Origin of the sequence: Agrobacterium sp. S7/73, from assembly GCF_019355535.1 — a bacterium.
GTDB classification, from domain to species: Bacteria; Pseudomonadota; Alphaproteobacteria; order Rhizobiales; family Rhizobiaceae; genus Agrobacterium; species Agrobacterium tumefaciens.
Window position 1 is genome coordinate 1947840 of the sequence record NZ_CP072136.1, and the last position, 13645, is coordinate 1961484.

Consider the following 13645-nt stretch of genomic DNA (forward strand, 5'->3'; position numbering starts at 1 on the left):
TCCCCGTCATTCCGGCCTTTAGCTGGAATTCCACCCACGCCGCGTGGCATCACCGAGTATCCGAGCCTTGCCCAACACTCTGACCTCATCCTCAGGCTTGTCCCGAGGATTTGCAAACGATTGATTGAATGCAAGGTTATCAGTTCCCTGGGACGAGCCAAGGATGACGTCGAGGAAACAAGCACCTCTCGCCGTCAAATTCGTTTCAAAAGCAGCGTGTCCTATCATTTAGACCGGACAGCGGTGAACGCCCGTTTGTAGCGCGCATTCACAAAGCCTTACGAGACACGAGAAGGAGCTGACCGACAACGGCCACCCACCTTCCAGGTCCCATACGCATGGCGAACGGCTGCCATGCGCTGAGTGCATTACCGGCGGAACAGGCCGCGGTCGATTTCGCGCTGGCGGAACTCGAGGTCGACATTAGACACGGAGCCGCTGAGATATTCGAATTCGCGTTCCTGGGTCGTCTTGCCACGAACTGCACGGGCGATCTTGCGAAGCGGAGTAAACATGATTTCATGTCCTTTCAGTTTGGAAATGGCGTTTCTCATCGGGGTAGGACCACCGGCACGCCGCGTTTTCCGTTTTCAATTTCTGAAAGGAAGATAGTCGCAAACCACATGCGCGACCAGAGACAGTAAAAGGCCGCTGCCATGCATCCAATGCATAACAGCGGCCTTTTGGAATGTGTGAATGATCAAAAATGCCTCAATCGAAGGCACGTTTGACAGTGGATACGCAATCGAGGTCTTTCAGCTGCGACAGCAGCTGGTTGAGTTGCCGCAAATCCCAGACTTCGACATCCAGCGCCAGTTCGGAGAAATCCGTGCCGATGCGGACCATATTCAGGGCGCGTATGTTGACATCCAGCGTCGCGATCGATTGCGCCACGGAGGCGAGCGTGCCGGGTTCGTTCAGCGCGTTGATCATCACCCGCGCCATGAAGCGCGACTTGTTCGCCTCATCAAGATCCCAGCGGACATCAATCCAGCGCTCCGGCTCATCGTCGAAACGCTGCAGCGCCGGCGCCTGAATGGGATAGATGGTGATGCCCTTGCCTTTTTCCATGATGCCGACGATGCGATCGCCCGGAACGGCGCCGGCGGCACCGAAATGCACATCGACATTGCCGGAAAGGCCACGGATGGGCAGCGGGTCCGGTCCATCGAGCATTTCGGCTGCGCCATCGTCTTCCAGAACGGAGCGCGACTTTCCGGGGATCTTGAAGACCATACCGGAAGCGCTGCGCATGTTGAACCAGCCGTCGTCGCCGGTCATCTTCACCGTCACGCGCTCGTCCTGATAATCCGGATAGACTGCACGCAGCACGTCGAGCGAGGAGACCTCGCCGCGCCCGACAGCGGCGATAGCGTCTTCCACATCCTTCTGCGCCAGACGATGCAGCACAGGTTTTAGCGCGTCACGCGAGAAGGCCTTGCCGGCACGTTCGAAAGTGCGCTCCAGAATACGGTAACCGAGACCCGAATATTGCTTGCGAATGGCCATGCGCGTGGCGCGGCGGATGGCCGAGCGGGCTTTACCCGTCACCACCACCTCTTCCCATGCGGCGGGCGGAACCTGCACGCCGGAGCGGATGATCTCCACCTCGTCGCCATTGTTGAGCCGGGTCACAAGCGGCATGATCCGGCCGTTGATCTTGGCGCCAACTGTGGTGTCGCCGATATTGGTGTGCACCGCATAGGCGAAATCGATGGGCGTCGCGCCACGCGGCAGCGCAATCAGCTTGCCCTTGGGCGTGAAGCAGAACACCTGGTCCTGGAACAGTTCCAGCTTGGTGTGTTCGAGGAATTCTTCCGGGCTGTCGCCTTCTGCCAGCGATTCGATGGTGTGGCGCAGCCAGGAATAGGCGTTGCTCTCCGGCGAGAGCAGATCGCCCTCCCCGTTTTCGCCGTCCTTATAAAGCGCATGGGCGGCAATGCCGAATTCGGCGATTTCGTGCATGCGCTTGGTGCGCAGCTGCAACTCGATACGCTGGCGCGAAGGGCCAACGATCGTGGTGTGGATGGAACGATAGTCGTTCTGCTTCGGCGTGGAGATATAGTCCTTGAAGCGGCCGGGTACCACGCGCCAGCGGGTGTGGACAATGCCGAGCGCCCGGTAGCAGGAAGGAATATCGTCCACCAGAATGCGGAAGCCGTAGACGTCGGACAACTGCTCGAAAGAGAGCGATTTCGACTGCATCTTGCGGAACACCGAATAGGGCTTCTTCTGACGCCCCTTGACGCTGGCGCCGAGAAGGCCATTCGCCACGAGTAGCTCGCGCAATTCGTCCTCGATCTTCTTGATGAGCCCTTCGTTGCGCGTTTCCAGTTCCTGAAGGCGGTTGGTCACCGTCTCATAGGCTTCCGGATTGAGGTAACGGAAGGACAGGTCCTCCAGCTCGTCGCGCATGTCCTGCATGCCCATGCGGCCGGCCAGCGGCGCATAGATTTCCATGGTTTCTTCGGAAATGCGGCTGCGTTTGTCCGCCGGCATATATTCCATGGTGCGCATGTTGTGCAGGCGGTCGGCCAGCTTCACCAGAAGAACGCGCACGTCGTCGGAAATGGCAAGCAGCAGCTTGCGCAGGTTTTCGGCCTGCTTGGCCTTGCGCGTGACGAGATCGAGTTTCTTGAGCTTGGTCAGCCCCTCCACCAGTCTGCCGATATCCTCGCCGAACAGCTCGTCGATTTCAGCGCGGGTAGCGGTGGTATCCTCGATCGTATCGTGAAGCAGCGCCACCGCGATGGTCGATTCGTCGAGATGCATTTCCGTCAGGATGGCGGCAACTTCCAGCGGATGCGAGATATAGGGGTCGCCATTGGCCCGCTTTTGCTGGCCATGTTTCTGCATTGCATAAACATAGGCCTTGTTCAGCAGGGCCTCATTCGCATCCGGTTTATATTTTTGAACCCGCTCAACGAGTTCGTATTGCCGCATCATGCGATATTCCACAAAAAGAAAGCGCGCCAACCTTGGGGTCGGCGCACAATGCTGCATCAATAGGGATCAGATTATGACGGCAAATATTGACAGACGGTAACCACCGCCTGCCAATGGCGTCATAAAGTCAGATCAATAGTCGTCATTTTTTTCCGGCGGCACAAGGCCTTCGATACCGGCCAGCAGTTCTTCTTCCGACATCTGGTCGAAAGTAACGGTTTCCGGCTGGTCGTCCTCTTCGCCATCGGCAGTGGCGGAGGCTGCCAGCGTAACCGGATCGGGCTCGGGCTCGTCCACTTCCACATGCTTCTGCAGCGAATGGATGAGGTCTTCCTTGAGGTCGTCGGGCGAAAGCATCTCGTCGGCGATTTCGCGCAGAGCGACGACCGGGTTCTTGTCGTTATCGCGGTCAACCGTGATGGACGAGCCCTGGGAAATCTGGCGCGCACGGTGGCTGGCGAGAAGGACCAGCTCGAAACGGTTGTCTACTTTATCAATGCAATCTTCAACTGTGACGCGGGCCATTGCCTGTCCTTTGCGAGTCGTAATGTCGTGGATCAGAGCGCCGTGCTTTCTTGAGGATGCACAAGGGATGCTCTAACCTATTGAATCTGCGCTTCGTGCCTTGCGAAAAACGCTTTGGATTCCTCGCGACGAAGCCTTCCAGCTTCCGATACAGCCATTGGCCGCGGAATTCAAGTTTTTCCTGTCTTTGGCGTCTTTTGGCACCTTATTGCCCTTGTTTGGCGTCTGATGAACAAAATGTCTAGAAGAATTGTCTTGGAATACGGGTGAAGTTACCTTACTTAAAACGCAACGGCGCTACGCAAAATTCGTTGATACGACATGATTTTTCGCATTTGCGACCGGAAATAAAAGCCAGATAATGGCCTTTCCAAAAAAGGAATGGGATGGAATGTTCGATCCACGGGAGAAAATTGCGCTCTTTATAGATGGAGCCAATCTTTATGCAGCATCTAAAAGCCTGGGGTTCGATATCGACTATCGCAAGCTTCTTAAGGCGTTTCAGAAGCGCGGATACCTGCTGCGCGCCTATTATTACACCGCATTGATCGAGGATCAGGAATATTCCTCGATCCGCCCTCTGATCGACTGGCTGGATTATAACGGCTACAAGGTCGTGACGAAGCCGGCGAAGGAATTCACCGACGCGCTCGGTCGCCGCAAGATCAAAGGCAACATGGATATCGAACTTGCTGTCGATGCCATGGAACAGTCAGAGACCGTCGACCATCTGGTTCTGTTTTCCGGTGACGGCGATTTCACCAAGCTGGTGGACGCGCTTCAGCGCAAGGGCCGCAAGGTTTCCGTGGTGTCCACTATGGCAACGCAGCCCGCAATGATCGCCGACGATCTGCGCAGGCAGGCAGATCACTTCATTGATCTCATGACCTTGAAGGCCGAAATCGGGCGTGACCCGAACGAGCGCCCTGCCCGGCACGTCGAAAACCCCGAAACGATCTGATCCCGGTTTTTAAGCCGCCGACCTAATGAGAACGCGTCCGTCTGCAAGGCGGGCGCGTTTTTGTTTGGCTCCACAACCGTGTATTCCTGCCGGAAAATTCCTCTTAAAATTAACAAACATCAAATTCGGCCAGTCAAAATTATATCTTGGTTAATTTTAGACGTGTCTAAATCACCCAACGGCACCAACGACATGATTTCGGTGTCAAATCAGGATGTTCAGACATGCATGGCCAAGTAAAAACCAATCAACAACTCGACGAAAGACTTAATTTTCTGGGGCTTGGCCAGGAGCAACGGCAAAACCTTTCGGACATGAAGGGCGTCATTACAGGCTCGCTCGACGCCTCTCTCGACCGTTTTTATGCGAAGGCGCGCTCCGTGCCGGAAACGGCGAAGTTCTTTGCAAGCGAAGCACATGTCCAGCATGCCAAAGGCATGCAGATGAAACACTGGGCAAGAATTGCCTCCGGCGCCTTCAACTCGGACTATACCGATGCCGTGACGGCCATCGGCCGTACTCATGCAAGGCTGGGGCTGGAGCCGAGATGGTATATTGGCGGTTACGCGCTGATGCTTGATGGCATCGTCAAAGCCGTCGTCAATTCGGAACTGAAGGGCCTTTTCCAGGAAAAGAAGGCCAAGAAGCTGAACGACGCCCTGACGGTAACGATCAAGGCCGCCCTTCTCGACATGGACTATTCGATCTCCGTATACCTCGACGTGCTTGCCGCCGAGCGGCTGAAGGTCGAGGAACAACAGGCGCAGATGAAGAAGGAGCAGGAGCACGTTCTCGAACTGCTCAACAACGCCCTGAACAAGCTGGCGAATGGCGACCTCACCTCCAGCATCAATGAAAAGACTGCACCGCAATTCGAGGGGCTGATTGCCAATTTCAACGCTGCGGTCGGCAATCTCGCGGGTGCATTCTCGCAGATCGTCGAGGAAGCCAACAAGATATCAGGCAATACGCGCGAACTGACATCGGCTACCGACGACATGGCCCGCAGAACGGAGCAGCAGGCAGCAGCCCTTGAGGAAACCGCCGCCGCCGTGGAGGAAATCACCACCATTTCCAAACTTTCGGCACAGCGCTCCGAAGAGGCCAAGGCCATCGTCGAAAGCTCCGCCGCCGAAGCGGCGCGGTCACGGGATGTGGTGACGGAAGCGGTAAAAGCGATGGGCGCCATCGAGGAATCGTCGCAGAAGATTACCCAGATCATTTCCGTCATCGACGAGATTTCGTTCCAGACGAACCTTCTGGCGCTGAATGCCGGTGTGGAAGCCGCGCGTGCCGGTGAAGCAGGCAAGGGTTTTGCCGTCGTCGCCCAGGAAGTGCGCGAGCTGGCACAGCGTTCAGCCAACGCCGCGAAGGAGATCAAGACCCTCATCACCAAATCCTCGGAGGATGTGATGCAGGGCGTATCGCTGGTCAATAAAACCGGGCAATCGCTGAATACGATCGGCAACAAGGTGGATCATATTCAGGAACATATAACGTCGCTGACCAAGGCGGCCCAGGAGCAGTCCGTCGGCATTCAGGAAATCAGCGCCGCCATCAACAGCATGGACAATCTGACCCAGAAGAATGCGGCCATGGTGGAAGAAACCAACGCGGCCACGCACAATCTGAGCGATGTCAGCGCCAATCTGGCGGCACTGGTCAGCCGGTTCAGTGTTTCGGGGTCCACGTCCTATGTGGAGCGGACTTATAGGGCGGCGTGAGAGCTGTCTATTCAAGAGGCGAAAGCATCCCCACTCTCATTTCTGTGCTTGTCACAGCAATCTAGCCAGACCAAATCCTTGGGCTGAAAAGAACTCTCTCGCCGCGCAGACGCGCGGCGGCTTGATTCCTGCGACAAGTGCAGGAATGAGGCATGAGCTCTAGGCGTTGTTGCCCTTCAGCAGCCGCGACTTCTGCCGGTTCCAGTCGCGTTCCTTCTCTGTCTCGCGCTTGTCGTGCAGCTTCTTGCCCTTGGCCAGTGCCAGTTCCAGCTTCGCACGGCCCTTTTCGTTGAAATAGACCTTCAGCGGCACCAGCGTCATGCCTTCACGGTTGATGCCGGCGCGTAGTCGGTTGATCTCGCGCTTGTTCAGCAGCAACTTGCGACGGCGGCGCGGCTCGTGGTTGAAGCGGTTGGCCTGCAGATATTCCGGCAGGTGGGAATTGATGAGCCAGATTTCATCGCCCTCGTCCGATGCGTAGGACTCGGCGATATTAGCCTTGCCTTCGCGCAGCGCCTTGACCTCGGTGCCGGTCAGCACCAAACCCGCCTCATAGGTGTCGATGATTTCGTAGTTGAAACGAGCCTTGCGGTTTTCCGCAACGATCTTGTTCACCACGCGCTGGCTGCCTTTGGGGGCCATAATATTTCAATCCCTTGTTTTTCTTATTGCGCCTGCGGCTTGTCCGCCACGAGCGGTTTTCACGTTTCTATTTAGTATCGTCGTTACGAAAAGAAAAGGCGCGCGAACCGGCTTCTGTCGCGAAGCAGTCCCATTGCGCGCCTTTCGGGTTTCAGGTGTCCGTCAGTTCATCAGGCCGGCATGCTTCAGTGCCGCGTCGATTGCCGCTTCCGTTGCCGGTTCCAGCGTGCTCATCAACGGCGAGCGGACCTTGCGGTTGCCGCCACGGGTCTTCGAAAGCGCATATTTTGTGCCGCACACACCAGGTTCCATGAAGATGGCCCGGTGCAGAGGCATCAGGCGGTCCTGATACTCCAGCGCCTTGGCGTAGTCGCCTGCAAGCATGGCCGCCTGGAATTCGGAACAGAGGCGTGGCGCAACATTGGCGCTGACCGAAATGCAGCCGACGCCGCCATGGGCGTTGAAGCCGAGCGCCGTGCCATCTTCGCCGGACAGCTGGATGAAATCCTTGCCGCAGGAAATCCGCTGTTCGGAGACGCGGTCGAGCTTGCCCGTCGCATCCTTGACGCCGACGATGTTCTTGTGCGCCTTTACAAGCGCACCCATGGTTTCCGGCGACATATCCACCACCGAGCGCGGCGGGATGTTATAGATCACGATCGGCAGTTTCACCGCTTCCGCAACTGCGGAAAAATGGGCGAAAAGCCCCTTCTGCGTCGGCTTGTTGTAATAGGGGGTGACCACCAGCAGCGCATCCGCGCCGGCATCCTGCGCGTGCAGGGCAAGTTCGATCGCTTCATCGGTATTGTTGGAGCCAGCGCCCGCGATGACCGGAACCCGTTTCGCCGCTACCTCGATGCACAGCTCGACCACACGTTTGTGCTCGTCGTGGGACAGGGTTGGAGACTCCCCCGTCGTGCCCACAGGCACAAGTCCGTTGCTGCCTTCGGCAATCTGCCATTCCACATGGGCGGCAAATGCCTGTTCGTCCACGGCACCATTGTCCGTAAACGGGGTAATGAGGGCGGGAATTGATCCCTTGAACATACAAAGCTCCTGGCGCCGAGCCGGTTCATGCTTCGGCCGCATTCGATGGTTAAAACCGGCACACATTAGTGCCAGCCCTTGGCGCCGACAAGCGCAAAGGCAGCCTATTTTGTCCGAAATTGTCGGAAGTGTGACAGTCGCGGAAGCTCACGCGGCAGGCAAAAAACGAGGCGGTGGAATTTTACGCCGCTCGCAGACCGGTGAATAAAAGTTGATTGGAGTGCCGAGCGGAAAGTAAGGTTTCGTTAAGCACAGTCTCCGTAGATTCCAGAGCGGGATCTGAGGCGAAACTCATAGGTGCAACGCACTGGCGCATTTCGCAATCCCGCTGCAATGAAACGTCAATACAAGAAGGTCGATTGTTTCCGTCCAGTGATGAAGAGCGGTATGAAAAAGACAGTTTGGGGATTGATGGCGGCAGGTCTTGCCGCGACCGTTTGGAACGCGCTGGCCGGCCCCGTGCCGGAAGCTGCCGTGCCGCTTCCCTATGTGAAGCCGAATGCGCCTGCTCTTCCCGCCTTCATGCCGGCCTCGCCCGAAATTACCGGCGCCATACCACGCCTTAACCGGCCTGACGATGCGAGCCAGCTTAAAGCCGGACTGGATGCGCTTTCCAGCCGCGACACGACACGCGCCATCGCCCTTCGCAACGCCATGCAGACAGGCAGTCTCGACCGGCATATTCTTACCTGGGCGATTGCCATTTCCGGGCAGAAGGACGTGCCTTCCGCCGAAATCACTACAGCCCAGAGCGAACTGGCGGGGTGGCCGGGTGCGGCGACGCTGCGCGCCAATTCCGAAAAGGCGCTTTACCGCGAAAATCCACCGGCACCCCAGGTGCTCGCCGCTTTTGGCAGCGGCCGGCCGGAAACAGCCGAGGGCACCGTTGTGCTGGCCAAGGCCCTCACCTCTTCCGGCAAAGCTTTGGAAGCACAACGCCTCATTCGCCAGCTCTGGGTGAGCGAAGGCATGGACAAGGACATGGAAGACCATGTTCTTGCCGAGTTCCCCACTTATCTGACGCCCGCCGACCACAAGGCGCGGATGGATTATCTGATGTATCGCAGCCGAATCGGCCAGGCGAAACGTTTCGGCGATCTCGGCAAGGCGCAGTCGCTCTACAATGCCTGGGCCGCCGTGCTGCAGCTCTCAGGCAATGCCGTGGCGCTGCTGGGCAAGGTTGACGCCAACTTGCGCAGCGACCCTGCTTTTCTCTTCGCGCGCATCGAAAATCTCCGCAACCAGCAGAAATATCCGGAAGCCGCAGCACTTTTAAAGCAGGCGCCGAAGGACACGGCAAAACTCGTCAATCCCGGCGAGTGGTGGAACGAGCGGCGAATCATCGCGCGCGGCGTCGCCGATCTCGGCGATTTTGCCGAAGCCTATCGCATCGTTGCCAATCATTCGGCCACATCAGCCGTCGATGTTGCCGATGCGGAATTCCATGCTGGCTGGTATGCGTTGCGGGCGCTGCGCGATCCCGCCACGGCCTCACGCCACTTCAACACCCTTTTGCAGACCTCGAACCGGCCACTTTCCGCCTCGCGGGCCTATTATTGGCTGGGGCGGGCGGCGGAAGTGGGCGGGCCGGGCAATGCCCGCGATTTCTTCACCAAGGCGGCTGCCCATTCCGGCACCTTTTACGGCCAGCTTGCTGCCGCACGAATCGATGCAAAGACGCTGAACGTCACATACCCTGCTCCGAGCGCCGCCGACCGTGAACGATTTGCCGGCCGCGAAGCCGTGCGAGCCATCGACAGGCTGGAAGCCGCAGGCTACGGCTGGCGGGCCGACAGCCTCTACAGGTCATTGGCAGATCAGCTCGACAGCCCGGGCGAGCTTGCCATTCTGGCAGCAAGGGCAGAGGGCAACGGCAACCATCAGGTATCACTGCAAATCGGCAAGACGGCCTTCAGCCGCGGCATCGATGCGGCCGCCCTTGCCTATCCGCTCGGTGTCATTCCCGCCAGTGCCAATATTGCCGGCTCCGGCAAGGCGCTTGCCTATGCCATCGCCCGGCAGGAAAGCGCCTTCAACCCGGCCGCCGTCTCCGCCGCCAATGCCCGCGGACTACTGCAATTATTGCCGGGAACCGCCAAGGGCGTGGCCGGGCGCCACGGCCTGCCCTACACGCAGGCGATGCTGACCAGCGACGCCGGATATAACGCCACGCTCGGCGCACATTATCTCGGCGAACAGATCGACAGTTTCGGCGGCTCCTACATCCTCACCTTCATCGCCTATAATGCCGGCCCGAAACGTGTGCCGGAATGGATCGCCCGCTATGGCGACCCCCGAGGCAAGCCTATCGACGATGTCGTGGACTGGATCGAGCGCATCCCCTTCCCCGAAACCCGCAATTACGTGCAGCGGGTTATGGAGAATTATCAGGTCTACAAGACGAGGCTTGGACAACAGGCCGATATCGTCGATGACCTGCGTCATGGCCGGGCGGGATAGAAGACCGGTTCATCAGTTGACTACTGTCAAAATATCAAAGCACCGGCAGGCCCGGTGCTTTTTTTGTTTTCAGGATTTACCGCACTCAAACGAAAAAGCCCGGCTCGAGAGCCGGGCTTTCCATCACTGACAATGTCAGATCAGATTAGAACGTGCGCTGAAGGCGAACGAAGCCGGTCCAGCTGTCGCCGGTCGGACCATCGACGTCCTGGTAGTTTGCAGCGATCTTGGCATCGAGACCCTGGGTGATCTTGTAATCAACCGTCAGGCCAGCGCGCCATGCATCGTTGTCGCCGGTGAAGTCACCATCAGGAGCGATATCGATCGTACCGAGGTACTGAGCGCCGGGGGTGATGGTCAGCTTGTCAGTTGCCTTGATTGCGTATTCAGCAGCAACTGCCCACTCGGACTCTTCGTAGTAGTAGTTTGCGCCAGAAGCCCAAACGCCAGAGAGACCGAAGGTGCCGGGACCGATGTCAGCCGTCAGGATAGCGCGGATTGCACCATTTTCCTGGTCGGTGTCATAGGAGCCGAGCAGGTTGGCAGAAACTGCGCCGAACTTCGCGCCGATGATGCCGCTGACGCCGACGTTGTTCGGGCCTTCAAAGACGCCACCCTTGGCAACGCCGAGGTTGGAGTTGCCGTCACGTACCGAGTCGAGTTCTTCAACGCTGATACCAGCATAGAACGAACCAGCATCGTAGGTGTAACGCAGAGCGTTGCTACGGGTGGAGTTCGAAGAAAGGATATCGGTCTCGCCGGAGAGATCGTCATCCCACCAGGTGTACATGTAACCGACCTTCAGGCCGCCGAGTTCGATGAAAGCCTGGTCGACGTTGACGCCACGGTCGCTGTCGTTGTTGGCCTGGCCACGAAGACCGATGTAACCACGCAGAGCGCCGAGTTCGGTGTCGGTGCGGGTGTCGATGTTGAACTGGGCGCGCGTGAACGAGTTCCAGTCAGACGTACCGGACTGGTTACGACCGAAGTCCGTCTGGAAACGGATGTAACCGTCGAACTTCAGGCAGGTTTCGGTGCCGGGGATGTAGAAGAAGCCCGTGCCGAAAGCGTCGCAAACGCGAACGTATTCCAGGGGCTCAGGCTCAGCAGCGACGATAGCGTCGGCAGCGTGAGCGCCGGATACTGCTGCGAGAGCCGCAGCGGAGCCGATCAAAAGGCTCTTGATGTTCATGGTTGACCTCCAGTCAAACGCTTAAATTTCTAAGCAGCGGGTGGGGAAACACAACTAAATGCGTGCCGCTTATGGAGATGATTAGAGCCAAAACCGGCCGGGGAGGCAATCCCAATGATGACAAAAGGAAGACAGTAAGGGGACCTTAGTTTTGCATTGTTGCGAAATAGCTACAATTCTAACCGACGGGCAGCACTTCCTAACAAAACGTTAATAATTCATGCTTTTCAGCGACTTAAGCGAAATGCCGATAAATGAGATAAGTCATTCCTCATCCCACCGCCAGAATTCTGACATCGCTGCGCCATGGGAAATCGTCTGAAACGCGGTGCCATTGGTGGGAAATCGGGCTGTCGCCAGCAACGCTTCCATCCGCAGCAGGAGAGAATCAGTTCCCAGTTCGACAGGCCCAAAACAGTTGAGTGGCAGACGAATCGGCAACGATACAAACCGACTTAAGCCGTAACGGAAAGTCGCCGGGATATCGAAACGCCGGCCAATCGACGCTTTGCCTGCCCCTCGCCAATGTGCATCAAACGAAAAAGCCCGGCTCAAGAGCCGGGCTTTCCATCACTGACGATGTCAGATCAGATTAGAACGTGCGCTGAAGGCGAACGAAACCAACCCAGCTGTCGCCGGCACCCGTATCAACACCTTCGGTGCCGTCTACGTCCTGGTAGTTAACCGAAACGAGCGTGGAGAGGCCCTGGGTGATCTTGTAGCCAACAGCTACGCCAGCTTTCCATGCATCGCGATCGCCAACCCAGTCGTTGTTAGCGCCGAGGTCGATCGTGTTGAAGTACTGGAAGCCGGGGGTGATGGTCAGCTTGTCAGTTGCCTTGATGGCGTATTCAGCAGCAACGGTCCACTCGGACTCTTCGTAGTAGCGGTTTGCGCCAGAAGCCCAAACGCCAGAGAGACCAAGAGTGCCCGGGCCGATGTCAGCCGTTACGATAGCACGGACTGCGCCTTCTTCAGCATCGGTGTCGTAGCCGCCGAGCAGGTTGGCAGAAACTGCGCCGAACTTCGCGCCGATGATAGCGTCGATACCTACGTTGTTCGCACGCTCAAACGAACCGCCCTTTAGGAAGTCGTCGGAGATGTTGGAACCGCCGCGAGCAGCTTCCAGCTCTTCAACAGCAACACCAACGTAGAACGAGCCAGCGTCGTAGGTGTAGCGGACAGCGTTCAGACGGGTCTGGTTAGAGCTGAGTACGTCAACTTCGCCAGAGAGACCATCATCCCACCAGTTGTAGTAGTAACCGACCTTCAGACCGCCGAGTTCGATGAAAGCCTGGTCAACAACAACGCCACGGTTGCTGTCGTTGTCAGCCTGGCCACGAAGACCGATGTAACCACGCAGAGCGCCGAGCTCGGTGTCGGTGCGGGTGTCGATGTTGAACTGAGCGCGCGTGAACGAATCCCAGTCAGACGTGCCGGACTTGTTACGGCCGAAGTCGGTCTGGAAACGGATGTAACCGTCGAACTTCAGGCAGGTTTCGGTGCCGGGGATGTAGAAGAAGCCGGTGCCGAAAGCGTCGCAAACGCGAACGTATTCCAGGGGCTCAGGCTCAGCAGCGACGATAGCGTCGGCAGCGTGAGCGCCGGATACTGCTGCGAGAGCCGCAGCGGAGCCGATGAGAAGGCTCTTGATGTTCATGATTGACCTCCAGTCAAAGTTTTTAAGTGGGTCTGGGTACTTTTGCCGAAGGACAGCATTCCCTGCCCCATTCCCGTGTTCTTAGAAGCCAAACGATCCACCGCCTCGCTTCTGGTCGTGAAAATACAAAAGGTTTCGCCGCTTGCAATCGCCAACATCCGATAAAGCGCATTTACGTACATGCTTCATTTCGGTTTGTTGCGGAAACAGCACACAGTGGGCACACGGCCCATAGGCGGCTTTACCATGCGTTAAGAAATGACTTGAAAATCCGTTAGTTAGCGCGGTTAACAAGGTCTTTCTAAACTATAGGCCTTTTCGGAGATCCCTTGCCCCGCAGGGGAAGGGCGACGGAAACTTTTGCCCCGCTCCGGCGCCACCCTTAGTATGGCTCCCCGGTGCGCACATAGAAACAACAGTGAAACCCGAGCGGTTCGCCACCGATTCCCCATCAACGATTCGGCTCGCAGGCTCCGGCACTTCAATTG

General features: G+C 57.5%; 12 protein-coding genes. 3 read left to right on the plus strand and 9 right to left on the minus strand.

The window, feature by feature from the left end; translation table 11 throughout:
• Positions 1 to 368: 368 nt before the first annotated feature.
• The 3 genes from J5276_RS09630 to rpoZ form a co-directional block, all read right to left on the minus strand.
• Positions 369 to 515, minus strand: coding sequence for a hypothetical protein (locus J5276_RS09630; RefSeq protein ID WP_003496944.1), 147 nt, complete (start codon positions 513 to 515; stop codon positions 369 to 371).
• A gap of 196 nt (positions 516 to 711) precedes the next feature.
• Positions 712 to 2946: a bifunctional (p)ppGpp synthetase/guanosine-3',5'-bis(diphosphate) 3'-pyrophosphohydrolase gene (locus tag J5276_RS09635; protein ID WP_003512236.1), complete on the minus strand. Its 2235-nt coding sequence runs from the start codon at positions 2944 to 2946 to the stop codon at positions 712 to 714.
• Positions 2947 to 3078: 132 nt separating this feature from the next.
• Positions 3079 to 3471, minus strand: a complete 393-nt coding sequence (gene rpoZ, locus J5276_RS09640) for a DNA-directed RNA polymerase subunit omega (RefSeq protein WP_003512234.1) — start codon at positions 3469 to 3471, stop codon at positions 3079 to 3081.
• A 391-nt stretch (positions 3472 to 3862) separates the two neighbouring features.
• Between rpoZ and J5276_RS09645 the strand changes: the two genes are divergently transcribed.
• Both J5276_RS09645 and J5276_RS09650 read left to right on the plus strand, forming a co-directional pair.
• The gene (locus J5276_RS09645; protein WP_112155705.1) at positions 3863 to 4432 is read left to right on the plus strand and encodes an NYN domain-containing protein; all 570 of its coding nucleotides are present in this window, start codon (positions 3863 to 3865) and stop codon (positions 4430 to 4432) included.
• Between the two features lie 224 nt (positions 4433 to 4656).
• Positions 4657 to 6156 (plus strand): globin-coupled sensor protein, encoded by a 1500-nt coding sequence (locus tag J5276_RS09650; RefSeq protein WP_112178797.1) that lies wholly within the window; start codon positions 4657 to 4659, stop codon positions 6154 to 6156.
• Positions 6157 to 6315: 159 nt separating this feature from the next.
• Here J5276_RS09650 and smpB read toward each other — a convergent pair whose 3' ends face one another.
• Positions 6316 to 6798 carry an SsrA-binding protein SmpB gene (smpB, locus tag J5276_RS09655; protein ID WP_003512228.1) on the minus strand — a complete coding sequence of 161 codons (483 nt, stop codon included), beginning with the start codon at positions 6796 to 6798 and terminating at the stop codon, positions 6316 to 6318.
• Between the two features lie 162 nt (positions 6799 to 6960).
• The gene (dapA, locus tag J5276_RS09660) at positions 6961 to 7845 is read right to left on the minus strand and encodes a 4-hydroxy-tetrahydrodipicolinate synthase (RefSeq protein WP_003512226.1); all 885 of its coding nucleotides are present in this window, start codon (positions 7843 to 7845) and stop codon (positions 6961 to 6963) included.
• A 387-nt stretch (positions 7846 to 8232) separates the two neighbouring features.
• Between dapA and J5276_RS09665 the strand changes: the two genes are divergently transcribed.
• Positions 8233 to 10305 (plus strand): lytic transglycosylase domain-containing protein, encoded by a 2073-nt coding sequence (locus J5276_RS09665; RefSeq protein WP_174005623.1) that lies wholly within the window; start codon positions 8233 to 8235, stop codon positions 10303 to 10305.
• Positions 10306 to 10450: 145 nt separating this feature from the next.
• Here J5276_RS09665 and J5276_RS09670 read toward each other — a convergent pair whose 3' ends face one another.
• The 4 genes from J5276_RS09670 to J5276_RS09685 all read right to left on the minus strand — a co-directional run bounded on the left by J5276_RS09670 (position 10451) and on the right by J5276_RS09685 (position 13339).
• Positions 10451 to 11497, minus strand: coding sequence for a porin (locus J5276_RS09670; RefSeq protein ID WP_013635791.1), 1047 nt, complete (start codon positions 11495 to 11497; stop codon positions 10451 to 10453).
• Positions 11498 to 11761: 264 nt separating this feature from the next.
• The gene (locus J5276_RS09675; RefSeq protein ID WP_162647899.1) at positions 11762 to 12052 is read right to left on the minus strand and encodes a hypothetical protein; all 291 of its coding nucleotides are present in this window, start codon (positions 12050 to 12052) and stop codon (positions 11762 to 11764) included.
• Positions 12053 to 12089: 37 nt separating this feature from the next.
• The gene (locus tag J5276_RS09680; RefSeq protein ID WP_013635790.1) at positions 12090 to 13157 is read right to left on the minus strand and encodes a porin; all 1068 of its coding nucleotides are present in this window, start codon (positions 13155 to 13157) and stop codon (positions 12090 to 12092) included.
• On the minus strand, positions 13154 to 13339 hold the full coding sequence (locus J5276_RS09685; protein WP_019565351.1) for a hypothetical protein: 186 nt from the start codon (positions 13337 to 13339) through the stop codon (positions 13154 to 13156). The genes J5276_RS09680 and J5276_RS09685 overlap by 4 nt, the downstream gene beginning before the upstream one ends.
• Between the last annotated feature and the right edge of the window lie 306 nt (positions 13340 to 13645).